The sequence below is a fragment of the Streptomyces sp. WAC07094 genome (genome assembly GCF_036320405.1).
Classification (GTDB): domain Bacteria; phylum Actinomycetota; class Actinomycetes; order Streptomycetales; family Streptomycetaceae; genus Streptomyces; species Streptomyces lannensis.
In genome coordinates, this window is sequence record NZ_JAVMJZ010000001.1 from 1,736,442 (window position 1) to 1,761,387 (window position 24,946).

The 24,946-nt window shown below is 71.1% G+C and carries 20 protein-coding genes; 2 read left to right on the plus strand and 18 right to left on the minus strand.

Going from position 1 to position 24,946, the window contains the following annotated elements:
- Position 1 precedes the first annotated feature (1 nt).
- Positions 2–1,408 (plus strand): OFA family MFS transporter, encoded by a 1,407-nt coding sequence (locus tag RCR19_RS07570; protein ID WP_331264420.1) that lies wholly within the window; start codon positions 2–4, stop codon positions 1,406–1,408.
- Positions 1,409–1,487: 79 nt separating this feature from the next.
- Here the strand turns inward: RCR19_RS07570 and RCR19_RS07575 are convergent, their stop codons facing one another.
- From RCR19_RS07575 to RCR19_RS07650, 16 genes are all read right to left on the minus strand, one after another.
- Positions 1,488–2,648, minus strand: a complete 1,161-nt coding sequence (locus RCR19_RS07575; RefSeq protein ID WP_331264421.1) for a sugar phosphate isomerase/epimerase family protein — start codon at positions 2,646–2,648, stop codon at positions 1,488–1,490.
- A gap of 11 nt (positions 2,649–2,659) precedes the next feature.
- Positions 2,660–4,114 carry a nucleotide pyrophosphatase/phosphodiesterase family protein gene (locus RCR19_RS07580; protein ID WP_331264422.1) on the minus strand — a complete coding sequence of 485 codons (1,455 nt, stop codon included), beginning with the start codon at positions 4,112–4,114 and terminating at the stop codon, positions 2,660–2,662.
- Positions 4,111–5,280, minus strand: a complete 1,170-nt coding sequence (gene eboE / locus RCR19_RS07585; RefSeq protein ID WP_331264423.1) for a metabolite traffic protein EboE — start codon at positions 5,278–5,280, stop codon at positions 4,111–4,113. Before eboE ends, RCR19_RS07580 begins: the two co-directional genes overlap by 4 nt.
- Before the next feature lie 3 nt (positions 5,281–5,283).
- Positions 5,284–6,132 carry a TatD family hydrolase gene (locus RCR19_RS07590; RefSeq protein WP_331264424.1) on the minus strand — a complete coding sequence of 283 codons (849 nt, stop codon included), beginning with the start codon at positions 6,130–6,132 and terminating at the stop codon, positions 5,284–5,286.
- Positions 6,132–6,830, minus strand: coding sequence for an EboA domain-containing protein (locus RCR19_RS07595; protein WP_331264425.1), 699 nt, complete (start codon positions 6,828–6,830; stop codon positions 6,132–6,134). Before RCR19_RS07595 ends, RCR19_RS07590 begins: the two co-directional genes overlap by 1 nt.
- On the minus strand, positions 6,827–7,756 hold the full coding sequence (locus RCR19_RS07600; protein WP_331264426.1) for a sugar phosphate isomerase/epimerase family protein: 930 nt from the start codon (positions 7,754–7,756) through the stop codon (positions 6,827–6,829). The genes RCR19_RS07595 and RCR19_RS07600 overlap by 4 nt, the downstream gene beginning before the upstream one ends.
- Positions 7,753–8,664: an SCO3242 family prenyltransferase gene (locus RCR19_RS07605; protein WP_331264427.1), complete on the minus strand. Its 912-nt coding sequence runs from the start codon at positions 8,662–8,664 to the stop codon at positions 7,753–7,755. The genes RCR19_RS07600 and RCR19_RS07605 overlap by 4 nt, the downstream gene beginning before the upstream one ends.
- Positions 8,661–9,809, minus strand: coding sequence for an inositol-3-phosphate synthase (locus RCR19_RS07610; protein WP_331264428.1), 1,149 nt, complete (start codon positions 9,807–9,809; stop codon positions 8,661–8,663). Before RCR19_RS07610 ends, RCR19_RS07605 begins: the two co-directional genes overlap by 4 nt.
- Before the next feature lie 83 nt (positions 9,810–9,892).
- Positions 9,893–11,227, minus strand: coding sequence for a ThuA domain-containing protein (locus tag RCR19_RS07615; protein WP_331264429.1), 1,335 nt, complete (start codon positions 11,225–11,227; stop codon positions 9,893–9,895).
- An 11-nt stretch (positions 11,228–11,238) separates the two neighbouring features.
- A complete protein-coding gene (locus RCR19_RS07620) occupies positions 11,239–13,746 on the minus strand; it encodes a PQQ-dependent sugar dehydrogenase (RefSeq protein WP_331264430.1) in 2,508 nt (835 codons plus the stop codon).
- Positions 13,747–13,829: 83 nt separating this feature from the next.
- On the minus strand, positions 13,830–14,828 hold the full coding sequence (locus tag RCR19_RS07625) for a sugar phosphate isomerase/epimerase family protein (RefSeq protein WP_331264431.1): 999 nt from the start codon (positions 14,826–14,828) through the stop codon (positions 13,830–13,832).
- Positions 14,829–14,841: 13 nt separating this feature from the next.
- Positions 14,842–16,050 carry a Gfo/Idh/MocA family oxidoreductase gene (locus RCR19_RS07630; RefSeq protein WP_331264432.1) on the minus strand — a complete coding sequence of 403 codons (1,209 nt, stop codon included), beginning with the start codon at positions 16,048–16,050 and terminating at the stop codon, positions 14,842–14,844.
- Positions 16,051–16,108: 58 nt separating this feature from the next.
- Positions 16,109–17,149: a substrate-binding domain-containing protein gene (locus RCR19_RS07635; RefSeq protein WP_331264433.1), complete on the minus strand. Its 1,041-nt coding sequence runs from the start codon at positions 17,147–17,149 to the stop codon at positions 16,109–16,111.
- Positions 17,150–17,166: 17 nt separating this feature from the next.
- Entirely contained in the window at positions 17,167–18,186 is a 1,020-nt protein-coding gene (locus tag RCR19_RS07640; RefSeq protein ID WP_331264434.1) for an ABC transporter permease, read from the minus strand.
- Positions 18,183–19,700 (minus strand): sugar ABC transporter ATP-binding protein, encoded by a 1,518-nt coding sequence (locus tag RCR19_RS07645; RefSeq protein ID WP_331264435.1) that lies wholly within the window; start codon positions 19,698–19,700, stop codon positions 18,183–18,185. The genes RCR19_RS07640 and RCR19_RS07645 overlap by 4 nt, the downstream gene beginning before the upstream one ends.
- A gap of 120 nt (positions 19,701–19,820) precedes the next feature.
- Entirely contained in the window at positions 19,821–21,002 is a 1,182-nt protein-coding gene (locus tag RCR19_RS07650) for an ROK family transcriptional regulator (protein ID WP_059129344.1), read from the minus strand.
- A gap of 270 nt (positions 21,003–21,272) precedes the next feature.
- Here RCR19_RS07650 and RCR19_RS07655 point away from each other — a divergent pair, with 270 nt between their 5' ends.
- Positions 21,273–22,745: a hypothetical protein gene (locus RCR19_RS07655; protein ID WP_331264436.1), complete on the plus strand. Its 1,473-nt coding sequence runs from the start codon at positions 21,273–21,275 to the stop codon at positions 22,743–22,745.
- A 396-nt stretch (positions 22,746–23,141) separates the two neighbouring features.
- Here RCR19_RS07655 and RCR19_RS07660 read toward each other — a convergent pair whose 3' ends face one another.
- Positions 23,142–23,816: a GntR family transcriptional regulator gene (locus tag RCR19_RS07660; RefSeq protein ID WP_331264437.1), complete on the minus strand. Its 675-nt coding sequence runs from the start codon at positions 23,814–23,816 to the stop codon at positions 23,142–23,144.
- A gap of 128 nt (positions 23,817–23,944) precedes the next feature.
- Positions 23,945–24,892: a beta-ketoacyl-ACP synthase III gene (locus tag RCR19_RS07665; protein WP_331264438.1), complete on the minus strand. Its 948-nt coding sequence runs from the start codon at positions 24,890–24,892 to the stop codon at positions 23,945–23,947.
- Positions 24,893–24,946: the final 54 nt, after the last annotated feature.

The window sequence follows — 24,946 nt, forward strand, 5'->3', positions numbered from 1 at the left end:
CATGACGGCAGACCCCATAGCGACCAACAGCTCGTCGGCCGGATCCGACGCCGCGAACCGTCCCTACCGTGAAGTGACCGACACCCACGGCCGTGTCTATCGCATCGGCGAGACCGACCGCGACATCCTCGGTCACTCCCGCAAGATCATGGTGTACCTGCCGTGGATCGCCATGATGGCCATCAGCGTCTTCGAGTACGCGTACGGCTCCGCGGAGGACACCCTGTCCCACGCGCACGGCTGGACGCAGAGCAACACGTTCTGGATCCTCAGCGTCTGGGTCTTCTTCCAGGCCGGTATCGCCTTCCCGGCCGGCTGGATGCGCGAGAAGGGCATCCTGACCGCCCGCAGGGCGATGTTCATCGGCTCGGCCATGTGCCTCGTCGGCTTCCTGGCCCTGTCGCACCTGAGCAATGTGCTGCTGGCGATCCTGGGCTTCGGTGTGATCGGCGGCATCGGCGCCGGACTCGTCTACGCGACCTGCATCAACATGGTCGGCAAGTGGTTCCCCGAACGGCGCGGTGCGCGGACCGGATTCGTCAACGGCGGCTTCGCCTACGGATCGCTGCCCTTCATCTTCATCTTCAACTACGCCTTCGACACGGCGAACTACCACCGGGTGCTGGACCTCATCGGCCTCTACATCCTGGTCGTCGTCTTCGCGAGCGCCTTCTTCTTCAAGGACCCGCCGAAGAACTGGTGGCCCTCGGACATCGACCCGCTGACGTACTCCGGCACCCAGAAGAACGCGGCCGGCCTGTCCAAGAACCCTCCGGCGGTGAAGCAGTACTCGCCGAAGGAGGCCATCAGGACGGGCATGCTGCCCCTGATGTGGCTGTCCATCGTGCTGACCGCGGGCGTGTCCATCTTCGGTATCTCCTTCCAGGTCGACTTCGCCAAGGATGTGGGCTTCGGACCGCTGGTGGCGGCCTCGTCGATGGGTGTCATGGCGGTCATCAACGGCATCGGACGCGGTGTCGTCGGCTGGATGTCCGACAAGTGGGGCCGCAAATCGACGCTGGTAATGGTCATCGTCGTCCTGGGCCTCGCCCAGTTCGGAGTGATCTGGGCGGGCGACGTCAAGAGCGAGGCGCTGTTCCTGTTCTTCGCCTTCCTCTCCGGCTTCGGCGGTGGCGCCTTCTATCCGCTGTTCGCGGCCCTCACCCCGGACTACTTCGGTGAGAACTTCAACGCCACCAACTACGGTCTGGTCTACAGCGGCAAGCTGATCAGCGGCCTGTTCGGCGGTGGCCTCGGCTCGATGGTGGTCGCGGCCTGGGGCTACAACGGCGCCTATGCGCTGGCGGGCGGTGTGTCGATGGTGGCGGCGGCGATCGCACTGCTGCTGCGGCAGCCCGGACGGGACCGGCAGGTGACCGCGGCCCCGCAGGCGCAGCCCGCGAGCTGACGGTTTCGCACGTGAGGAGGCCCCTCCCCCGGTTCGGGGAGGGGCCTCCTGGTGCGTCCGGGGTCCGCCGGAACCGGCGCTACTTCCGGCGCAGAGCGGCCATGTTGTCGTAGCCGATCCGTGCGTGCTCGAGCGACTGGCCCGGGTCGGTGGAACTGGGCGCGTTGTCCTGCTCAACCATCGGGTTGTGGTAGTTGCGGTCACCGACCCGCGAGAAGAACGTCGTGTAGTCGATGACACCGGTGCCGAACGGGACCATGTCGTAGCCCTGTCCGTTGGTGGTGTTGACCACGCCGTCCTTCGCGTGGAACAGCGGGTAGCGCTTGTTGTGACGGGTGACCAGGCCCGCCGGGTCGAAGACCTTCTCCTGCGTGGAGCCGTCGAGGGCGGTGTAGGTGTGGAACTTGTACTGGGCCACGTGCGCCCAGTAGATGTCCATCTCCAGCCAGATCAGCTTCGGGTCGGTGATGGACAGGAAGTACTCCAGCTTGCGGATGCCGGAGCTGCGGGTCGGGCGGCCCTGTGCGTCGAGCGGCCCGCCGTCGAGCAGGAAGCCGTACGCCGCGTCGTGGTTGTGGGTGTAGAGCTTGAGCCCGGCCCTGCGGGCGATCTCGCCCAGCTGGTGCCACTTGTCGGCGGCGACGTCCCAGTCCGCCCGGTAGGAGCTGCCGGTGGGGTCGCCGCCGGTGCCCATGTGGTCCATGCCGAGGATGTTCGCGATCTCGAGGTGCTTCTTGAAGGTGTCCAGGTCCTCCTTGGTCAGGGGCCAGGAGCTCGGGATGAAGCCGTGGTTGCCCTGCGCCCGCAGCCCGTACTCGTTCAGCCAGCGGCGCAGCAGCCTGGCGCCCTCGACGGACTCCAGGTTGGCCCCGCCGGGCGCGTTGGCGTGCTGTCCGTAGCCGGCGAACTCGACTTGCTTGTAGCCGAAGCGGGCGAGCTGCTTGAACACCTCGCGGAACCCGGAGGGCAGGGTGGTGGAGAGCGGGTCACGGCCGGTGGCGTCCCGCACCGTGTAGAGGATGATGCCGCGCTTGTCGGCGGGCACGAGCGACTGGCCTCTGCCGCCCTTCGCGGCCGGTGCCGCCGGCGCGGCCAGCGCGGGCCCCGCACCGAAGGCCGGGGCGGCGATCGCACCCGCCGCGACGGCGGTGCAGGTGCTCAGAAAGCGGCGGCGGCCGATGCCCAGGCTGCGGCGCAGCGATTCATCGGTGTCGTGGGCTGTTTCGTGGATGTCCTTCACGGGTGCCTCTCTCAGGGCTGGTGGTCCGGTTGGTCGGCGCTCGCGGCCCGCGGGCTCTCGTGCGGCGACGGGGCGAGCCCCGCCAGGGCGAGCAGGAGTGACTTCACGTCCGTGGCCGCGACGCGGTCACCGACGGCGCGGGGGGTGGAGCAGAGGATGAGCGGACCGTCGTCGTCGCTCATGGGAAGGCGGCCGTGGCTGCCGCGGATGGGCGCGGGGTCGAGGGGCACGACCGCCATGCGGTAGCGCATGCCGAGCTTCTTGCGGGCCAGGGCGGTCGCCGCCTTGACCTTGACATAGGGGTCGAGCGGATCCATGAACAGCTCGACCGGGTCGTAGCCGGGTTTGCGGTGGATCTCGACCAGTCGCGCGAAGTCGGGGGCGCGGGCGTCGTCGAGCCAGTAGTAGTACGTGAACCAGGCGTCCGGCTCCGCGACGGCGACGAGTTCGCCGGAGCGTGGGTGGTCGAGATGATGGGCCTTCTTGCCCTCGTCGTCGAGGAGCCGCTCGATGCCGGGGAGGTCCGCGAGCGCGGCCCGGGTCGCCTCCAGATCCTCCGAGCGGCGTACGTAGACATGGGCGATCTGGTGGTCGGCTACCGCGAACGCGCGGGAGGCCATCGGGTCGAGGTACTCCATGCCGTCCTGCGTGTGCACCTCGAGCAGTCCGGCCCGGCGCAGGACGCGGTTGATGTCGACCGGCCGGTCCACGGGGGTGATGCCGTACTCGGACAAGGCGACGACGGTTCGCCCCTCGGCGCGGGCCTCGTCCAGGAGCGGGGCCACTGCTGCGTCCAGGTCGGCCGCGGCCTGCCACGAGCGGGGGTCGTCGGGGCCGAACCGCTGGAGGTCGTAGTCGAGGTGCGGGAGGTAGCACAGGGCGAGGTCGGGGCGGCGGGTGCGCAGGATGTGCCGGGTCGCGTCGATGATCCAGCGGCTGGAGACCAGGTCGGCACCGGGACCCCAGAAGTGGAAGAGGGGGAACGTGCCCAGTCTGTCCGTGAGTTCGTCGTGCAGGGCCGGCGGCCTGGTGTAGCAGTCCGGTTCCTTGCGGCCGTCGGAGTAGTAGACCGGGCGGGGGGTGACGGTGATGTCGGTGTCCGCGCCCATGGCGTACCACCAGCAGATGTTGGCGACCGTGTAGCCGGGGTGCACACGACGGGCGGCGTCCCACAACTTGTCGCCGGAGACGAGACCGTTGTGCTGTCGCCACAGGAGTACGTCGCCGAGCTCGCGGAAGTACCAGCCGTTGCCCACGATGCCGTGCTCGGAGGGCATGGCACCGGTGAGGAAGGTGGACTGGGCGGCGCAGGTGACGGCGGGCAGGACGGTGCCGAGCGGCGCTCGAGAGCCGGACCTGCCGAGCGCCTTCAGGTGCGGCATGTGGTCGAGGAGGCGGGGGGTGAGGCCCACGACGTCCAGGACCAGGAGCGGGGTGGGGTCCTTGTCGGTCCGGTGGGTGCTCATGGCAGCTCCTTCAGGCCGAGGTCGGTCAACAGGTCGCGGGCGAGCATGAGTTCGGCGGCGATGCCGTCGATGAGCCGGGCGCGCGCCCGGGGGCGCAGCTCGGCCGGGAGGGCCTGCCAGGTGTAGGTCTCGACCTCGAGGTGACGGGTGCGGGGGTGCGGGCCCCCGACGAGCCGGGTCAGTGCCGCCTTCAGCACGGGGAGTGTGGAGGTGAGCGGGGCGGCGGGGGCCGCGTGCAGCGGTACGTGGAAGTGGGCGCGCCAGGGCGATCCGTCGGGCAGGACGTCGCCCCGCAGCGCTTCACCGAGGTCGTCGGTGCCGTGCAGGCCGGAGTCGGTCACGGTGCGCGTCTGGTGCAGGAAACGCGGTTCGTCGAACGCGGCCAGGGCTTCGCGGACCTCGGGGAGGTGGGGGTGCTCGGCGTGCAGGGCCGCCGACAGCTGGGTCTTGACCACCGGGACACCGGCCCGCCGCAGCGCCTCGAGGGCCGGGTGCGGATCCTCGAAGGAGGTGGCGAGGTGGCACGTGTCGACACAGACGCCGATGCGTTCGTGCGCGATCGAGGTCAGCGGCGCGATGGCGTCCGCGGTGGTCTCGACGGTGCATCCGGGTTCCGGCTCCAGTCCGATGCGGATGGATCGTCCGGTCAACTCCGCCAGGGCGTCGAGGCGTTCGCCGAGGGTGCGCAGGGCGGTGCGGGCCGCCTGCGCCCGCCGCTCGTCCGCTGCGGTGCGCCAGAACAGGGGCAGCGTGGAGATGCTGCCCTCGCTGACGTCGTCGGGGAGCAGCCCGGCGAGGACGCGGGCGAGGGCGGTGGTGTGGTCGAGGCGTTCGGGGTCGGCCCAGTCCGGCCTGTAGACCCGGTACTTGACCTCCTCGGCGCCGAAGCCCTCGTACGGGAATCCGTTGAGGGTGACGACCTCAAGGCCCCGCTGGTCGAGTTCGGTGCGCAGTCGGCGCAGCGCGGACGGATCGGTGACCAGCGCCCGGGCGGCGTCCTTGGCGAGCCACAGGCCGATGCCCAGACGGTCCCTGCCGAGGCGACGGCGCACCGCCTCGCAGTGGTCGCGCAGTTGGAGGAGGACGCCGTCGAGCGTCTCGGCCGGGTGGACGTTGGTGCAGTAGGCGAGGTGGACCGTGGAACCGTCCGGGTGGCGGAAGCGCATGCCTCACTCACCGCCGCGCAGGATCGAGTTGCCCTCGTGGGTCGCCGCCGTGCCGGCGGGAGCGAGGTCGAGCCGTCCGCTGATCCCGTAGAACGCGACGGGGTTGCGCCACAGCACCCGGTCGACCTCGTCCTCGGTGAAGCCGTCCCCGAGCATCGTGTCGGCGACCTTGCGGGTCTTGAGCGGGTCGCTTCTGCCCCAGTCCGCCGCGGAGTTCACCAGGACCCGTTCGGGCCCGTACTCCCGCAGGATCGCGACCATCCGCCCCTCGTCCATCTTGGTCTCGGGGTAGACGGAGAACCCCAGCCAGCAGCCGCTGTCCTTGGCCTCCTTGACAGTGGTCTCGTTGAGGTGGTCGACCAGTACGTGGTCCGGGGGCAGCGCGGACTCCCGCACGACATCGAGGGTGCGGCGCAGGCCGGCGATCTTGTCGCGGTGCGGGGTGTGGACGAGCGCGGGCAGCCCGTGATCGGCGGCGAGCTGGAGCTGTGCGGCGAGAGCGGTGTCCTCGGCGGGGGTCATCGAGTCGTAGCCGATCTCGCCGACGGCCACGACCCGGTCCTTGACGAGGTACCGGGGCAGTTCGTCGAGGACCGGCACACAGCGCGGGTCGCCCGCCTCCTTCGGGTTGAGGGCGAGGGTGCAGTGATGGGCGATGCCGTACTGGGCCGCGCGGAAGGGTTCCCAGCCCAGGAGCGAGTCGAAGTAGTCGAGGAAGGAGGCGGGAGAGGTACGGGGCTGACCGAGCCAGAAGGACGGTTCGACCAGGGCGCGGACGCCTGCGGCGTACATGGCCTCGTAGTCGTCCGTGGTCCGCGACGTCATGTGGATGTGGGGGTCGAAGATGCGCATCAGGACTCCTTGCCGTGGGGGGCGTCCGCGGGGGGCGGAGTGGGCGCGGACTCGGTCAGGGCGAGGACGCGGTGCAGGTCCTCCGGCACGGGGCGGCCCGCGGCGGTCCGCTCGGCGGCGTAGTCGCGCAGCATGCGGGCGAGTTCGGCGTCACCGCGGGCGCGCCGCGCGAGGTCCGTCACACCGGCGACGGACACGCCGGTGAACAGGCACTTCAGGACGGCGTGCCGCCAGAGGTGGGTGGCGAGATGCCGGGCCGCGTACGGGCCGACGGCGGCGGCCACCAGCCGGGTGTCGTTGGTGCGCAGCGCGTCCTCGACGAGCGGAAGGGCCTCGGGGCCCGGCACGAGATGGGCCAGGGCGTGCAGGACGGCACGTCGCTCGTCGGCGGTGCCCTGCCGGTAGACCCGGGTGAGTGCCGTGGTGTCGGCGCGGGCCGCGTGGAGGATGAGGACACGGGCCGCGTCGGCGTGTACGGGACCGCAGCGGCGTCCGGCCTCCGCGAGGCGCAACTCCCAGACGGAGATGGGGCCGTGGGCGCCGGGGTGGGCGGCGGCCTCGTCGAGTGACCGGTCGAGCCAGGCGCTGGCGGCCGCGTCGAGGTGGGTGCCGAGTCGGGCGTGCAGCTCCTCCGGTGGGGTGCGGGCGAGCGAGGCACCGGACGCGGGGGTGTCCGGGGCGGCGTGGGGGTGGGTCATGCAGAGCTCCCATCGGGGGTGGCGGAGGGCACGCCGTGGGTGGGGGTGGCGACCGGCCTGTGGGTGGTGGCGGCCGCCGCCGCTGTGCGGAGGAACGGCAGGGAGAGCTGGGCGTGGTGGGGCCCGGCGTGGGAGTGGCGGGGCAGCTCGACAACGGTCAGCCCCCGGTAGGCGGCGTCCGACAGGGCCGCGAGGACCGGCGGGAAGTCGATGTCGCCCTCTCCGAAGGGGAGGTGCTCGTGCACTCCCCGGCGCATGTCCTCGATCTGGACGTGCCGCAGCCAGGGGGCGGCCGCACGTACGCAGTCCGCGGGAGACAGGGGCTCCAGGCACTGGCAGTGTCCGACGTCGAGGGTGAGGCCGAGGTGTTCGGGGTCCGCGAGGGCCTCCCTCAGCCGGTGGAAGTCGGCGAGGGTGGCAAGGAGATGGCCCGGTTCGGGTTCGACGGCGAGAGGGACGTCCGCCGCTGCCGCGGCCTCGAGGACGGGGGTGAGCCCCTCGGCGAGCCGCTTCCACGCCGTGTCCTCGTCGCATCCCTCCGGGACGGTGCCGCTGAAGCAGTGCACCGCGTGGGCGCCGAGCTCGGCGGCGATCCGGACGGCCCGTGAGAGCAGGTCGACACGGCGGGCCCGGTCGTCCGGGGCGGCTTCCAGGAGGGAGGGACCGTGTTTGCGCCGCGGGTCGAGCACATAGCGGGCACCGGTCTCGACGGTGACCTCCAGGCCGAGGGTCTCCAGGCGGCGGGCGAGCCTGCGCGTGCGGGAGGCCAGGTCGGGGGCCAGCGGGTCGAGGTGCATATGGTCGAGGGTCAGTCCGACGCCGTCGTAGCCGAGGTCGGCGAGCAGCGCGAGGGCGTCGTCGAGACGGAGGTCGGCGAGGCCGTTGGTGCCGTAACCGAAACGGAGCGCGCCAGATCCGGGGGTCATGTCACGCTCACCTTCCTCGCGAACTTCGCGGCGAGAGGGCCCAGAGCCGCGGTGAGCAGCGCGCTGACCGGGGCCCCGGAGCGGGCCGCGAGCGCCGCCTGGAGCGGGATCGTGGCGCGGATGCCGGCTCCCACGGCGCGTTGGGTGAGCGGGGGCGACGGATTCAGGGTGGCGTGGAGGTAGGGCCGGGCGGCGGTCGCGGCATAGGCGGCGGCGAGCACCGCGCCGAGGGTGCCCGTGGGCCGTGCCGGTGTCCCCGCGGCGATGGCCCCTGCTTCCCGGCTCGGCAGGAGCCGGGTCAGCGCCCCGGTCGTGACCAGTGCGGCCAGTCCGGACAGGGGTGAGCCGCCCCGCGTCTCGTGGCGGGACACGGTGGTGACCGCGAGCGTGTGGCTGCCGAGGAGGGCGGCCGGGGCGAGAGCCGGCCGGATGGGTCCCCCGGTGGCCGCCGCCCCGAGGAGCACGTCCAGGCCACGTGCCGCCGCCATCGCCGCCGGGCCGCCCGGTGTGCGCTTCAGGCCCAGGTCGTACGCCCATACGGTGGCCGCGAGCGGGACCGCGACCCGGAACGCGGGACGGCCGGCGCAGCGGGCGCAGCGGGCCAGGGCGAGGCCTGCGGAGGGCAGGGGGCGGTGAGGGCGTTCCAGGGCGTCCTCGTCGCGGTCGGCCCAGTCGTTGAGGGCCATCCCCGCTTCGTACAGGCACAGGGAGGAGCCGATGGCCAGGGCGGTGCGGCGACCCGGGGTCGCCGGGACCGCGGCCGCACCGGCCAGTGCGTCTCCGGGAACGGTGAACAGGGCGGGCAGGCGCAGCAGTTCGGCCCAGGCTCCGAGTCCGGTCCGGCCGCCGCCGACCCTGCGAGCACCGGGTGCGTCGACCGGGTCCGTGGCCGTGTCGCCATGGCTCATCGCGGTCCCTCCGGGCCCTCTTCGGCGCCCGTCGCCCGCAACCGGTCCGCGAAACCGGCCAGCGCCGCGTACTGCTCCCCGAGCGCCGAAGGTCCCCGCCCCACCGGATCCTTGAAGTAGAAGCCGAGTTCGTCCAGGGGGCCGGACAGACCGGCCTCATGGGCGCGCAGCGCGAGCCGCGCCAGGTCGAGCACCAGCGGTGCGGCCAGCGCCGAGTCGCAGCCCTGCCAGATGGTCTGGAGCACCATGCGCGCGCCGAGGAAGCCGTCGAAGGCGACGTGGTCCCAGGCGGTCTTCCAGTCGCCGAGGGCGGGGACGTCGTCGATGTGCACCTCGCCCTCGACGGATGTGCCGAGAGTGTCGGTGAGGACCCGCTCCTTGCCGGCGTTCTTGGCGGCGGCCGCGTCCGGATCAGCCAGCGAGGCGCCGTCGCCGCCGCCCAGCAGATTGGTCCCGGACCAGGCCCGCACCGTGAGGGCCCGCTGCGCGAACATCGGCCCCAGCACCGAACGCAGCAGTGTCTGCCCGGTCTTGCCGTCGCGGCCCGCGTACGGCAGTCCGCTCGCGGTCGCGGCGCCCACCAGGGCCGGATGGTGCAGGCCGGTCGAGGGGGTGAAGTTCACGTACGGGCAGCCCGCCCTGAGCGCGGCCGCCGCATACAGCGAGCTCGGCGGCAGCGCGTCACCGGTCGCTGGGGGCTCGGTGGAGGCCACGTTCACCACCACCACTCGTTCGAGGCCGCGCCGTTGCACGAAGTCGTCGATGTCCCCGGCGAACGCGGCGATCAGCTCCTCCTCGCTCCGCGTGTCGGCCGGGCCGGGGCCGCCCGGCCTGATCTCACGGTCGGCGGCGGCGAGTTCGGCCATGACGGCCGAGGGCAGACCGGGCGGCAGCACTCCGCCGGCCGCCAGTGCCTCCGCGCGTTTGGGCAGCGGGCAGTCCACCGTGTCGTGGCCGCCGAAGACGAGGGACGACAGCGCCGGAAGCCCCGAGGCGGCGAACACGGACGTCTCGGTGACCATGCCGGTGGGTGGGTGCAGACCCGCACTGACGGCGGCGCACCCCGCGACGACGGTCGTGGCGACGGAGCCGCGGGCACCGATCAGCCACACACCGGCACGGGCTCGGGAAGGGGACGCGGACATGGGCAGCCTCCTTGCGTTGCGAACCTCGGCAGGTCGGGAGGAAGACGGCGGGCGGGAGTCCGGCGTCTCCCGCCCGCCGCCGCTCATTTGCCCTTGGCGGGCAGTTCCTTGATGCGGATGTCCCGGAAGGACACCTCGTCGCCGGATCCGTGGTTCTGGATGCCGACGTGTCCGTCGCGCAGGCTCCGCGCCGGATCGGTGTTGGTGAAATCGTTGATCTTGACGCCGTTGAGCCACACGCGGAGGTGCTCGCCCTCCACGCGGATCTCGTACGTGTTCCACTCGCCCGGCGGATTCAGCGCTCGGTCGCGCTTCTTCAGATCGGCGGAGCGGAAGCCGTAAACGGACCCGGTGGTCTTCTCGGGCACGTCGGTGGCGTCGATCTGGACCTCGTAGCCGTTGTCCACGGCCGACCACGGGTCGTCCGAGGGCGGGAAGCCCACGAACACACCGGAGTTGTCGTCACCGGCCGTCTTCCAGTCGAGCTTCAGCGAATACCTGGAGAAGGGCGACGCGGCGTACCAGAGCATGCCCAGACCGCCCGACGACGTCAGGCTGCCGTCGTCGTCGAGGGTGAAGGAGCCCGGACCCGCCTGCTTCCAGCCGGACAGCGACTCGGCCGTACCGTCGAAGAGCGGCCGGTAGCCGTTCTCCGGGCGGCAGTCCGCCTGGGCGTCGCCGATCGCCCAGGCGATCCCGCCCCGCAGGTGCGCGAGGAAGGCGGGGTCGGTGTAGGACTCCTTCGTGTGGCCGCCTCCGGTGTAGAAGGCGCGACCGCCCTGATAGTTCTGGCACCAGGCGATCGGATGGTCGCCGTTCATGGTGCCGCCGGTGTACGACGACTCGTCGAGCGAGGCGAGGACGTGCGCCCTCTCCCTGGGATTGGAGCGGTAGTTGTACCACTCGTCGGTCCGCTCCCAGGTCGGCGCCAGCTCCGAGGTCGCCGGGTGGGCGCGGTCCTCCACGTCCACCTTTGCCTGCTGGATCGCCGGGTGCGACTGGAAGTAGGCGCCGGCGAGGCCGCCGTAGAACTCCCAGTCGTACTCGGTGTCGGCGGCCGCGTGGATACCGACGTATGCGCCGCCGTGCCTGATGTAGCCCTCGAAGGCGCTCTGCTGCACGGAGTCGAGCACGTCTCCCGTCGTCGACAGGAACACCACCGCGTCGTAGCGCTTGAGGTTCTTCGAGGTGAAGGCGCCCGCGTCCTCCGTCGCGTCGACGGCGAAGCCGCCCGTCCCGCCGAGTTGCCGCACCGCCGCGACACCGTCCGGGATGGAGTCGTGCCGGAAGCCGGCGGTCTTGGAGAAGACCAGTACGCGCTTGCCGTCGGCGGAGTGCGAGGCGGCGGGCCCCGAGACACAGCCGAGCAGCAGGGCCGCTCCCACAACGGCGGTCGTCAGTCTGCTGGTCGTGTGCATGGCTCCCCTCCTCAGCTCGTCGTGAACGTGAAGTCGTCGACGTCGTACAGGGCGCCGGACCCGGTGCTCCCCTTGAAGACCAGGTAGAGCGTGGTCGTGCCCTTCGGGGCGCGGGACAGGTTCGCGCTGACGTCCTGGAAGTTCTCCCAGCCGCCCGTCACCGGTACGGTCGCCTTGCCCAGCAGGGTCCCCTTCGCCGAGCCCGCGCGGACCTCGAGAGTGCCGCCCGCACCGCCGGAGGAGATGCGCGCCGTGATCTTCTTGGCGTTGCTCAGGACATACGGGGTGAAGGAGATCCAGTCGCCGTTGTCGATGTCGCCGACCGTCCTGCCGCCGTGCGCGGTGTCCTTCGTGATCACCGAGATGCCGGAGGAGGTGCCGAAGTGCTCGGCCTGGCGGTGCCGCGGCTGGGCGACGCTCTGGTCGTGCGAGGTGAGCGGGGCCTGTCCGCCGCCTCCACCGTCCGTGTACTGCGCGTCGAAGACGCCGAAGATGTTCTCGTCCTCGTCGTGACCGCCGTCGGCGGTGGTCTGGATGGTGCCGGAGCAGCCGTTGGCCGAGGTGATCGGGTGGCCGTGGGTGTCATGGCCGAGGACGAAGTTGACCGTGACCTTCGAGCAGTCGACGCTCTTCCCGTCCTCCGGGTCGGTGACCACCACCTTGAACGGAACGGCGTCGCCGAAGCTGAACAGCTGGCCGTCCTGGGGGAGTTCGACGGTCACCTTAGGTGCCGTGTTGCCGACGACGATCTGCACGCTCGCGCCGCCGGTCCGGCCGTCGGTGTCCTTGGCGGTGACGGTCGCCGTGTAGGTCCCGTTCTTCCGGTACGTGTGGGAGGGGTTTGCGGCGGTCGACGTGCTTCCGTCACCGAAGTCCCAGCTGTAGGTGAGCGCGTCACCGTCCTGGTCGCTGCTTCCCGCGGAGGAGAACGCCACCTTCAGGGGTGCCTGACCTGAGGTCTTGCTCGCCGCCGCCTGCGCCACCGGCGAGTGGCCGTCGGTCGCGTTCTCGATCCGGTACAGACCGGAGTTGTCGTCGCCGCCGAACCAGGCGGTGCCGTAGTCGAGGACGTAGAGCGCGCCGTCGGGCCCGAAGGCCATGTCCATCACCTGGGTGCCGGTCCACGGGAAGGGGTTGATCGACTGCACGTTCCCGTCCGTGTCGCTGACGATCCGCTTGATCCAGCGGCGCCCGAACTCACCCGCGAAGAAGTTGCCGTCGTAGGCCTCGGGGAACTTCACCGGCGAGTCGAGCGCGGGGTCGTAGTGGTAGACCGGGCCGCCCATCGGGGACTCCGAGCCGTCGCCGAACTCGGGCACGGACGCGCCGTCGTAGGGAATCCAGGCGGACTGGGCGGGGGGCAGGTCCGTCAGACCTGTGTTGTGCGGCGAGTTGTTCTTCGGCGCGTTGCAGTCGAAGCTCGCGCCGGACGTCCCGGTGGCGAAGTCGTAGTCGACGTAGGCATCGTTGTCGCCGGTGCAGTACGGCCAGCCGAAGTTGCCGGGGCCGGTGACCCGGGCGAACTCGACCTGCCCGCCGGGGCCGCGCTTCGGGTCGGCCGCACCCGCGTCGGGACCGTAGTCGCCGACGTAGACGATGCCGGTCTCCTTGTCCACGCTGAAGCGGAACGGGTTGCGGAAGCCCATCGCGTAGATCTCGGGGCGCGTCTTGTCCGTGCCGGGCGGGAAGAGGTTGCCGTCCGGGACGGAGTACGAGCCGTCGTCGTTCACCTTGATGCGCAGGATCTTTCCGCGCAGGTCGTTGGTGTTGCCGGCGGAACGCTGGGCGTCGAAGGCCGGGTTGCGGTCGGAGCGCTCGTCGATCGGGTTGTAGCCGTCCGACTGGAAGGGGTTGGTGTCGTCGCCCGTCGACAGGTACAGGTTGCCGGCCGCGTCGAAGTCGATGTCACCGCCGACGTGGCAGCAGATGCCGCGGGACGTCTTGACCTCGAGGATGTTCTTCTCACTGGCCGGGTCGAGCGTGCCGTCCGTCTTGAGCACGAAACGGGACAGCCGGTTCACACCGTCGAAAGGCGTGAAGTCGGCCGCGGTGCCGTTCTCGGGGGCGTCGCCCGCGGGCGTGCTCAACGGGGGTGCGTAGTAGAGGTAGATGAAGCGGTTGTCGGTGAAGTGCGGGTCGACGCCGACGCCCTGCAGGCCTTCTTCGTCGTGCGAGTACACGTCGAGCTTGCCGGCGAGCCGTGTGTTGCCCGCCGCGTCGGTCAGGCGGAGTTCACCGTCGCGCGAGGTGTGCAGGACGGAGCGGTCCGGGAGGACGGCGAGCGACATGGGCTCGCCGACCTCCGCCTCGCCCTTGGCGAGGGTGACCTGCTGGAAGTCCTCGGCGGCGACGGCGCCCCGGTCGGTGACGGCTGCGCCGGCCTGGGGTGCGGCGAGGGTGAGGGACGCGCCTGCCAGCAGTGCGCCGCCGAGGAGGGCGACTGCCTTGCGCAGGGACGGGCGGCGTCGTCTGTGGGTCTCGATTCTGTCGGTGCCGATGTTGCGGTCGTTCCCGTGCACGAATGCCTCCAGAAAGGGGCCGGTTGTACGGGGCGGGTGCTGACGCCGGGATGCGCCGTCATCCCGGAGATGCGGAAAAGCGGTCAGTTGCCGAACGCCGCGTCGAAGGATGCCGACGGCGGCTCGAAGTCGTACGCCTTCAGGCGCGAAAGGGCCTCGGGGGCGCCCTGGAGCCGGTCCATGCCGGCGTCCTCCCATTCGACGGACACGGGGCCCCGGTAGTCGATGGAGCGCAGCATCCGGAAGACGTCCTCCCACGGGACGTCACCGTGCCCGGCGGACACGAAGTCCCAACCGCGGCGCGGGTCTCCCCATGGCAGATGGGAGCCGAGGCGGCCGTTGCGGCCGTCGAGGCGCTTGCGGGCCTCCTTGCAGTCGACGTGGTAGATCCGGTCACGGAAGTCCCACAGGAAGCCGACCGGGTCCAGGTCCTGCCAGACGAAGTGCGAGGGGTCGAAGTTCAGCCCGAACGCGGGCCGGTGGCCGACCGCCTCGAGCGCCCGCTGTGTCGTCCAGTAGTCGTAGGCGATCTCGCTGGGGTGGACCTCGTGCGCGAACCGCACACCCTCGGCGTCGAAGACGTCCAGGATCGGGTTCCAGCGCTCGGCGAAGTCCTCGTAACCGCGCTCGATCATCGACTCGGGGGCGGGCGGGAACATGGCGACCAAATGCCAGATCGCGGAGCCGGTGAAGCCGATGACGGTGTCGACGCCGAAGGCCGCGGCGGCACGGGCGGTGTCGGCGATCTCGGCTGCGGCCCGTCGCCGTACGCCTTCCCCGTCGCCGTCACCCCAGATGCGCGCCGGAAGGATGGCCTGGTGGCGCTCGTCGATGATGGCGTCGCAGACGGCCTGGCCGACCAGGTGGTTGGAGACCGCCCAGCACTTGAGGCCGTACTTGTCGAGCAGTTCGTGGCGCGAGGCGAGGTACGACGGGTCCGCGAGTGCCTTGTCGACCTCGAAGTGGTCGCCCCAGCAGGCGAGTTCGAGACCGTCGTAGCCGAAGTCGCGGGCCAGCCGGCAGACCTCCTCCAGCGGAAGGTCCGCCCACTGGCCGGTGAAAAGCGTGAAAGTGCGCGGCATGACCAAGGCCTCCTCAGACCGCTGTCGGGGTGTAGACGGAGTTCTTCTGGGCGCTCTCCTCCACCGCCGCGAGGACCCGCTGCACCTGGAGTCCGTCGGCGAAGGACGGCTCGGGGGTGCGGCCCGCGGCGATCGCGTGCACCAGGTCACGGGCCTGGTGGACGAAGCTGTGCTCGTAGCCGAGGCCGTGGCCCGGGGGCCACCAGGCGTCCAGGTAGGGGTGGTCGGGTTCGGTGACGAGGATGCGGCGGAAGCCGGCGTGTGTGCCGGGCTCGGTGCCGTCGTGGTACGACAGTTCGTTGAGGCGCTCCAGGTCGAAGGCCAGCGAACCGCGCTCCCCGTTGAGTTCGATGCGCAGGGCGTTCTTGCGCCCGGTGGCGTAGCGGGTGGCCTCGAAGGAGGCGAGCGCACCGGAGGTGAAGCGCCCTGTGAACAGGGCCGCGTCGTCCACGGTGACGGCTCCGGTGCCGCCGGCCGATACTGCGGACAGGCCGCTCGTGGGGCCTTCGGGCAGCGGACGCTCCCGCACGAAGGTCTCGGTGATCGCGGAGACCCCGGCCAGCCGCTCCCCCGCCAGGTACTGGGCGAGGTCGACGATATGGGCGCCCAGGTCGCCGAGGGCGCCCGAGCCGGCGTGCTCCTTGCTCAACCGCCAGGTCAGCGGAAACCCGGGGTCGACCAGCCAGTCCTGAAGGTAGGTCACGCGTACGTGCCGCAGGGTGCCGAGCCTGCCCTCGGCGACCATGCTCCGGGCGAGGGCGGTGGCGGGCAGGCGCCGGTAGTTGAAGCCGACCATCGCCAACCGGCCGTCGGCCCGCGCCGCTTCGGCCGCCTCCACCATGGCCTCGGCCTCCTCGACCGTGTTGGCGAGGGGCTTCTCGCACAGCACGTGCTTCCCGGCGGCCAGGGCGGCGAGCGCGATCTCCGCGTGGCTGTCGCCGGGCGTGCAGATGTCGACGAGGTCGACGTCGTCCCGGGCGACGAGGTCGCGCCAGTCGGTCTCGGCGGCGGCCCAGCCGTGCCGGTCGGCCGCCGCTCGCACGGCAGCGCCGTCGCGGCCGCAGATCGCGGCCAGGACCGGCCGCAGCGGCAGGTCGAAGACGCGCCCCACAGTGCGCCAGCCTTGGGAATGGGCGGCGCCCATGAAGGCGTAACCGACCATGCCGACGCGAAGTGGCGGCTTCTCTCCCTCTGTCCCGTCCGGCTGCTGCGGCTGTCCCATACGGATGTCCTCCTCGTCCTCGTGGTGAAAGAGCCGTGGGGGGTGCGGGCGGAACCCGTCAGCGGAAGCCGGTGGGCATGTACTGGTCGACGTTGTCCTTGTCGACGACTGCCGAGTAGAGCGTGATCGACGCCGGGATCTCGTACTCGGCGAGGCCGCCGACGCCCTTGCCCTGACCGAGGGCGCGCGCGAGGTCGATCGCGGAGGCGGCCATGGTCGGCGGGTAGAGGACGGTCGCCTTGAGGACGCCGTTGTCCTGCTTGATGGCCTGGAACGCGGACAGCGCCCCGGCCCCGCCGACCATCAGGAAGTCGTCGCGCCCGGCCTGCTCGATGGCCCGCAGCGCGCCCACGCCCTGATCGTCGTCGTGGTTCCACAGCGCGTCGAACTTGGGCTGCGCCTGGAGGAGTTGAGCCATCTTCGCCTGGCCCGACTCCACCGTGAACTCGGCGGCCTGGCGGGCCACCTTCTTGATGTTCGGGTAGTTCTTCAGGGCGTCGTCGAAGCCCTGGGTGCGCTGCTTGGTCAGCTCGAGGTTGTCGATGCCGGCCAGCTCGATGACCCGGGCGTCCGACTTCCCCTTGAGCTTCTCGCCGATGTAGTGGCCGGCGCTGAGGCCCATGCCGTAGTTGTCGCCGCCGATCCAGCAGCGGTAGGCCTGCGGGGTGTTGAAGATGCGGTCGAGGTTGATGACCGGGATTCCGGCCCGCATCGCCTTCAGCCCGACCTGGGTGAGCGCCTTGCCGTCGGCGGGCAGGACCACCAGCACGTCGACCTTCTTGTTGATGAGGGTCTCGATCTGGCCGATCTGCGCGGCGGTGTCGTTGGAGCCCTCGGTGATCTCCAGCGTGACGTCCGAGTACTTCTTGGCACGGTTCTTGGCGTTGTCGTTGATGGCGTTGAGCCAGCCGTGGTCGGCCTGCGGGCCGGCGAATCCGATGGTGACGTGCTTGCCGGGCTTGTCGTCGGCGGCCGGCTGGTCGTTCCCGGCGGGCTTCTCGGACTTGGTCTCATTGCTTGTGCAACCTGCGAGCAGGGCACCGGCGGACACGGCGGCGCTCCCGAAGAGCAGCCCTCTGCGACTGGTGAGCTGTGACATGGCGGTGAACCCTTTCCTCAGGTCGTGCTTGCGGTACGGCGTTGGACCAGCACGGCGGCGACGATGATCGCGCCCTTGGCGATCTGCTGAACGTCGCTCTGCAGGTTGTTCAGGGCGAAGATGTTGGTGATCGTGGTGAAGATCAGGACACCCAGGACGGAGCCGACGATGGTGCCGCGGCCCCCGCTGAGCAGCGTGCCGCCGATGATCGCGGCCGCAATCGCGTCCAGTTCGTACAGATTGCCGTTGGTGTTCTGGCCCGAGCCGGACAGGATGATCAGGAGGAAGGCCGCGATGCCGCAGCACAGCCCGGACAGCAGGTAGAGGTACAGCCGCTGGCGCCGTACGTCGATGCCGGCGAGCCGGGCCGCCTCCGCGTTGCCGCCGACGGCGACCGTACGGCGCCCGAAGGTGGTGCGGTTCAGCACCAGCCAGCCGATGACCGTCACCAGGGCGAAGACCAGCACGAGCGGCGGGATGCCGAGCACGTAGGAGTCGCGCTCGCCCAGTTTGAGCACCCCGTCGACGGTGACGATCTGCGTCCGGCCGTCGGTGATCTGCAGCGCCAGACCGCGCGCGGAGGCCAGCATGGCGAGTGTGGCGATGAACGGGACCATGCCGCCGTATGCGATGAGCAGGCCGTTGACCAGCCCGCAGCCCACCCCGACGACCATCGCCGTGAAGAGGATGCCGGCGAATCCGTACTCCTGGGTCGCGACCGTGGTCGCCCACACGGAGGCGAGGGCGACGATGGCGCCCACCGACAGGTCGATCCCGCCCGAGGTGATGACGAAGGTCATCCCGACGGTGACGACCCCGATCACCGACGCCTGGGTGAGGACGAGTTGGAGGTTGCGGGTGTCGAGGAACTCGTCCGGTTTGGTGATGCCGCCGATGAGGACCAGTGCGGCGAGCACCCCCAGGAGGGACAGGGTACGGACGTCCGCGCGGCCGACGAGGACGCGCCAGGCGGGCGGTTGGCCGATCGACGGCACCTTGCCGGTGCTGTCGCGCGGCGGGGACACGGGCTGCGTCATGACGCCGGGCTCCCTTCCATGACGAGGTCGAGGACACGGTGCTCGTCGAGTTCGCGGGCGGGCGCCGTGTGCACGACACGGCCCTCGCGCAGTACCAGGACACGGTCGGCCAGGCCGAGCACCTCGGGCACCTCGCTGGAGACCAGCAGCACCGCGAGGCCGTCGTCGGCGAGCCGGCGCACCACCGCGTAGAGCTCGGCGCGGGCGCCGACGTCGACGCCGCGCGTCGGTTCGTCGAGCAGCAGCACGCGGCAGCCGCGCAGCAGCCAGCGGGCCAGGACGGCCTTCTGCTGGTTGCCTCCGGAGAGCGTGCGGACGGGTACGGCGGGGTTGTCGGGGCGCAGGGACAGCTCCCGGGTCGACGCGCGTGCGGCGCCGAGTTCGGCGCGACGGTCGATCCAGCCTCCGCGCGAGAAGCGGGACAGGGAGGAGACCGAGACGTTGCGGGTGACGGACTCCAGCATGAGCAGCGCCTGGGCCTTGCGTTCCTCGGGGGCGAGTCCGAGTCCCGCGCGCACCGCCGCGCGGACGCTCCCCGGGCGCAGCGGGCGCCCGTCGACGAGAACCTGACCGGCGGTGGGCCTGCGGGCGCCGTAGATCGTCTCGAGGACCTCGGAGCGGCCCGATCCGACCAGACCGGCGAGGCCGACGATCTCACCGGGGCGGATCTCCAGGTCCAGCGGCGCGAACTCGCCGTCCCGCGCCAGCCCCCGCACCTGAAGGACGGGCGCGCCGGTGGGGGCCGAGGAGGGCCGCTCGGGAAAGACGTACTCGACGTTGCGTCCCGTCATCAGCGCCACGACCTCCCGGGTCGGCGTCGACTTCGCCGGCAGTCCGCCCGCCACCGCCCGCCCGTCCTTGAGGACGGTCACCCGGTCGCCGATGCGGCGGATCTCCTCGAGCCGGTGCGAGATGTAGACGACCGCGACATCGTCGGCGGTCAGGTCGCCCACGATGCGGAACAGGTTGTCGACCTCGTCCGGGTCGAGCGCGGCGGAGGGCTCGTCCATCACGATGAGCCGTACGTCGTGGGAGAGCGCCCGCGCCATGGACACGATCTGCTGCTGTGCGGCCGACAGCTCCCCGACCAGGCGCCCCGGGTCGATCTCCGGGTGGCCGAGCCGTCGCAGCAGCGCGGCCGTCGACGCCCGAGCCGCCTTGCCCCGTACGACGAAGCCGGCACTGGTGGGTTCGTGGCCGAGGTGGACGTTCTCGGCCACCGACAGATGCTCCACCAGGTCGAGTTCCTGGTAGATGGTGGCGATGCCCAGCCTCATGGCGGCGATCGGCGAGCGGAGCGTGACGGGTTCGCCGCGCCAGTGGATGGCGCCGGTGTCGGGCTGGTGCGCACCGGCCAGGACCTTGATGAGGGTGGACTTGCCGGCCCCGTTCTGGCCGAGCAGGCAGTGCACTTCACCGGCCCGTACGTCGAGGTCGACGCCGTCGAGGGCCCGGACTCCGGGGAACGACTTGGTGATGCCGGACATGCTGAGCAGCGGTGTTTCTGGTGCCATGTGGGTTCCCCTCGGCGGGCGTGCGAGCCGGTTTCAGGGCGGAACGCGTGCCGGGCAGGCGTTGTCAGGGCAGGGCAGAGCAGGGCGCTGTACTGGTGGATCTCTTGCCGGACGAGCCGATTACGCGGGCGAGAACAGGTGGTCGCTGATGAGGCGGGCCGCGCCGATGACACCGGCGTTCGGGCCCAGTTCACCGAGGACGATGGGCAGGTTGCCGGTCGCGAGAGGCAGCGACTGGCGGTAGACCTGGGTGCGGATCGCGGCGAGCAGGGTGTGGCCGAGACCGGTCACACCGCCGCCGATCACCACGAGACCGGGGTTGAAGAAGCTGACCAGGCCGGCGATGACCTGGCCGGTGCGGGTGCCGCCCTCCCTGATGAGGTCGAGCGAGGTGGCATCACCCGCCGCGGCCGCGGCGGCGACGTCGACGGCGGTGAGCCCGCCGTTCGTCTCCAGCCGGGAGGCGAGTTCCGCCGACAGTCCTTGCTGGGCCGCCTCCAGCGCGTCGCGGGCCAGTGCCGCGCCGCTGAAGTGGGCTTCGAGACAGCCCCGGTTGCCGCAGGCGCAGGGGCGTCCGTCGGGCACGGCCTGGATGTGCCCGATGTCGCCCGCGCTGCCCGTCGTGCCGCGGTGGACCTCACCGCCGACGACGATGCCGCATCCGATGCCGGTACCGATCTTGATGCAGAGGAAGTCGCCCACGGAGCGTGCGACGCCCGCGTGCTGCTCCCCCATGGCCATCAGGTTCACGTCGTTGTCGACCATGACGGGACAGCCGAGCTCCTGGCTGAGGGCCTCCCGTACCGGGAAGCCGTCCCAGCCCGGCATGATCGGCGGTGCCACCGGCACACCCTCCGGGAAGCGGACCGGTCCCGGGACGCCGATACCGGCGCCGTCGAAGCCCTCGGCCAGTCCCGTGGCCCGCAACTTCGCCGCCATGGCCAGGACTTGCTCGAAGACCGCGACCGGGCCCTCGCGTACGTCCATGGGCTGGTTGAGGTGCCCCAGCACTTCCAGTTCGGCGTTGGTGACCGCGACGTCGACCGAGGTCGCGCCGATGTCGACGCCGAGGAAGCGCAGGTTCGGGGCGAGCCGGATGTTGTGCGAGCGGCGACCACCGCGCGAGGCGGCGAGCCCGTCCGCGACCACCAGTCCCGTCTCCAGGAGCCGGTCCACCTCCACGGCCAGCTTGGACCGCGAGAGGTCGACCTGATCGCCCAGCTGCGCCCGGGAGTTGGGTCCTCCGTCGCGCAACAGCTTGAGCAGGCGGGCCTGGTGCGCGTTCGCCGGTCGTGCGGTCATGCGTCTCACGCGCCCCTCCCCGCCTCAATTCGGCTACCAGTGTCGGGCTTTCGAGTGGAACGTAGCAGCGACTGCCGGGAGTGGGAAGAAGTCTCGCAGGGATTCCCGCAATCTTTCTCCACTCACAGGACAAAGACGGGTCCGGGGCCGGGTGACACGTTGCTCCCCGTGGTCGGTGCATCGCCGCGTCTCGGACGCCGAGCGAGCCCTGATCGGTGCCGACCGCAGCCCGGCGGCTTCGCGCCGAAGTCCGCCTGGCATCCTGGCCGCATGGACGCCGACGCTCTGACTCCGGTCCACCTCGACAAGGTGATGGACGGGTTGGCGGTGAATTCGGCCTTGCCGGCTCCCATGGTCCGGCGGCTGTTCGCATGGCCGCGAGGTGAGGGGAAGGTCGCGAGGCGTCCGGACCTCACCGAGGACATGCTCGCCGAGATCATCGCGATGGGCGACCACTGGCTCCTGCACGGCCTGGCGCTCAACGACCGGCTGCCGGACCGGTTCCGCATCCGTCTGGCCGCCCATCCGGACAAGGCGGTGCGGTCCGCGCTCGTTGTCCGCGCCGCGACCGCGCCGAGGGAGATGCTGGAGCAGCTCATCGACGATCCCGACCCACAGGTCCGTGCGTACCTGGCCCGGGGTCAACACACGCCGCCCGACCTCCGGGCCCGCCTCGTCGCAGACTCCGTTCCCTCGATCCGGGCAGCGCTGGCGAAGCACTGGACCCAAGCGCCGGAAGCGGTCCGCCGGATCCTGCTGACCGATCCCGAGGCCGAGGTCCGCGCCGCGGCCTGTTCGACCTACTTCGCGCATCGGCCGCATCCGGTACCGCCCTCGGACCTGCTGCCGACGCTGTTGGCGGACCCTGTGACCCGGGCGGGCGCGGTGATTCACGCCGTTCTCGACGCGGACACTCTCCTGCGGCTCGCCGGTGATCCGGACAGCGAGGTGCGCGCCGAACTCGCCCGGCACCCCGACTTGCCGCCGTCGGTCCGCGAGGCCCTTGCCGTCGATCCGGCCTTGAGCGTCCGGGTGAAGGTCTTCGCCCGACCTGACACGCCGGAGCACGTGCGGGCGCAGATCCACACCTCGGTCCACGAGCTTTCGCGTTCGATGGCCGACCCGAGCCCCGACGCCGACGACGAAACGGTCCTGCAGTGGTACCTGGACGTCGCCGCGCCCACGGAGCTGCGGATCCTGCGTCTGCAATGGGTCACGGCCGATCCGCTGCCGCACATCGACTCGCCCTATGTCGCCTTCCGGGTCTCAGCAGCCCTCAGCAAGGCCCTCCCCGCCGACGCGGTGGCCCGACTGCTCGACGACGAGGAGGAGATCGTCCGCCTCACCATGGCGCGCACCGCCCCGCACCTGGTCGATCCCACGACCGCCGAGAACATCGAGCGCCGCTACCGCCGACGGGACAAGTTCACGTTCTGGTGGGACAACGAGGAGGTCCTGACGTTCCCCTCAGAGGCCCTGCGCCGCTTCGCCACCGACCCTGAACCCCGGCTCCGCTCGTTCGCCCCCCGCGATCCGAATCTGCCGTCGGAACTCGCCGAGAAGCTGGCCTCCGACCCCGAGGACCGCGTCCGCCGTGCGGTCGCTCCCCACCGCAATCTCCCGCTCCCATCCCTGTACCGACTCCTCGCCGACTCCTCGGAGCACGTGGCGGAGGCCGCCGGTGCCTCGCCGTTCCTTCCCGTCGAGCGCATGGAGTGGCTGCTGACCCGGGCGGGCCTGTAGCCGTCCATGGTTCGCGGAGGAACTCCGCCAGAGCGGCGAAGACATGGAATCGTTCGTGCCGGACTTCTTGTCCGCGAAAACCTTGCGGCACCCGGCAGGTCGTAGGCGCGGAGCCGGTCGGTGACGAGCGGTCCGGCGACGCGGGGCGAGTCCGGCCGGTGGGTGGCGATTCGCTTGAGGTCGACCCTGGCGCAGACGACAGCCTCCCGCAGCCCGCGCTCGGCGACCGGTGTCTCGCCACCGGGCGGGTCTGCGCGCCGGAACCGCCGTCGGCCACGTCGCGGAAGTGCGGGGCGAGGCGGAAGCCGCGACCGCAAGGCCGTGCACAACACGGACGGCCGCCCCGGAGGGGCCCCTGTGCCCCGGAAGCGGCCGCCGGTCAGGCGCTGTCAGGCGTTACTTGGCCCGTGCGTGATACGACCGTCGTGTGTGTTCGGTGTGCTCGCGCATGAGCTGGGTGGCCAGCTGTTCGTCGCGGTCCGCGATCGCCGCGATCAGTTCGCGGTGCTCGACCCAGGACTGCCTGCCGCGCTGACGGGCGACCGGCGTGTAGTACCAGCGCACCCGGCGGTCGACCTGGCCGGCGAGCTCGGCGAGCACCGCGTTGCCCGCCAGCTCCATCACCTTCGCGTGGAAGCGGGCGTTCATCGCGACCGCCCCGTCGACGTCGTCGTTCGCCACGGCGCCCTCGCCCTGAGCACACAGTTCCTCAAGGGCCGCGATGCCGGCACTGCCCGCGTTGGCGGCGGCGAGCCGGGCCGCCTCGGCCTCCAGGAGCGTGCGCACCGTCAGGAGCTGATCGGCCTCCTCCTCCGTCGGCTCGTGCACGAATGCACCCTGGGCGGGCCGCAGATCGACCCATCCCTCGGTGTTCAGCCGCTGCAACGCCTCACGCACCGGCTGCCGGGAGACCCCGAGGTGTCCGGCGAGCTCGCTCTCCACGAGGTGCTGGCCGGGCTGCAGCGCGCGGGTGGTGATCAGTTCGAGCACCGCCTCGTAGACCCGGTCGCGCAGCGGACCGGGCCGCTCGAGTTTGGGCACCGCTCCCTGCGGCAGTCCTGTCGACAACATCGCGGTCCCCCTCCAGGGCAACGGCGGCGCGGTGGCCGGAAGGCCAGTGTCTTTCGTCTACAGTCTACGGGGCACCATGGCCAGGGGCACGGCGAGTTGGGCTTGTCACACCCGAGCGGCACGGCCGGTCACGGACAGCGGACGACCTGTCCGGCGTAGGAGAGGTTTCCGCCGAAGCCGAACAGCAGCACCCGGTCGCCTCTCGAGATCTCCCCGCGCTCCACCAGCTTGGACAACGCGAGCGGGATGCTCGCCGCCGAGGTGTTCCCCGACTCCGCGACATCGCGGGCGACGACAGCGTTCACCGCGCCGAGCTTCTCGGCGAGCGGCTCGATGATGCGCAGGTTCGCCTGGTGCAGCACCACCGCGGCGAGGTCCTCCGGCGCGGTCCCGGCCCGCTCGCAGACCCGCCGGGCGATGGGCGGGAGCTGGGTGGTCGCCCACCGGTACACGCTCTGCCCCTCCTGGGCGAACCTCGGTGGTGTGCCCTCGATGCGCACCGCGTGCCCCATCTCGGGCACCGACCCCCACAGCACGGGCCCGATCCCGGGTTCCTCGCCCGGAGGGCACCCCTCGACGACGGCCGCACCGGCGCCGTCCCCGACCAGTACGCAGGTCGCGCGGTCGGTCCAGTCCGTCACATCGGACATCTTGTCCGCGCCGACGACCAGCGCCCGGGTGGCGGCGCCCGCGCGCAGGGCGTGCTCCGCGGTGGCGAGGGCATGGGTGAATCCCGCGCAGACGACGTTGATGTCCATCGCCGCCGGGGACGGGACACCGAGCCGGGCGGCCACACGGGCGGCCGTGTTCGGCGAGCGGTCGACGGCGGTGGAGGTGGCGACCACGACGAGGTCGATGTCGGCGGGCCCCCGGCCGGCCGACGCGAGGGCCTTGGCGGCGGCGTGTGCTGCCAGTTCGTCGACGGGCTCGTCGGCCCCGGCGATGTGGCGGGTCCGGATGCCCACCCGGCTCGTGATCCACTCGTCGCTCGTGTCGACCATGCCCGCCAGGTCCTCGTTGGTGAGGACCTGGGCGGGCTGGTAGTGGCCGACGGCGGCGATACGCGAGCCGTTCATGGGCGGATCCCCCTCATTGCCTCGGGTAGCGGGATCCACAGTCTGATCAGTGAC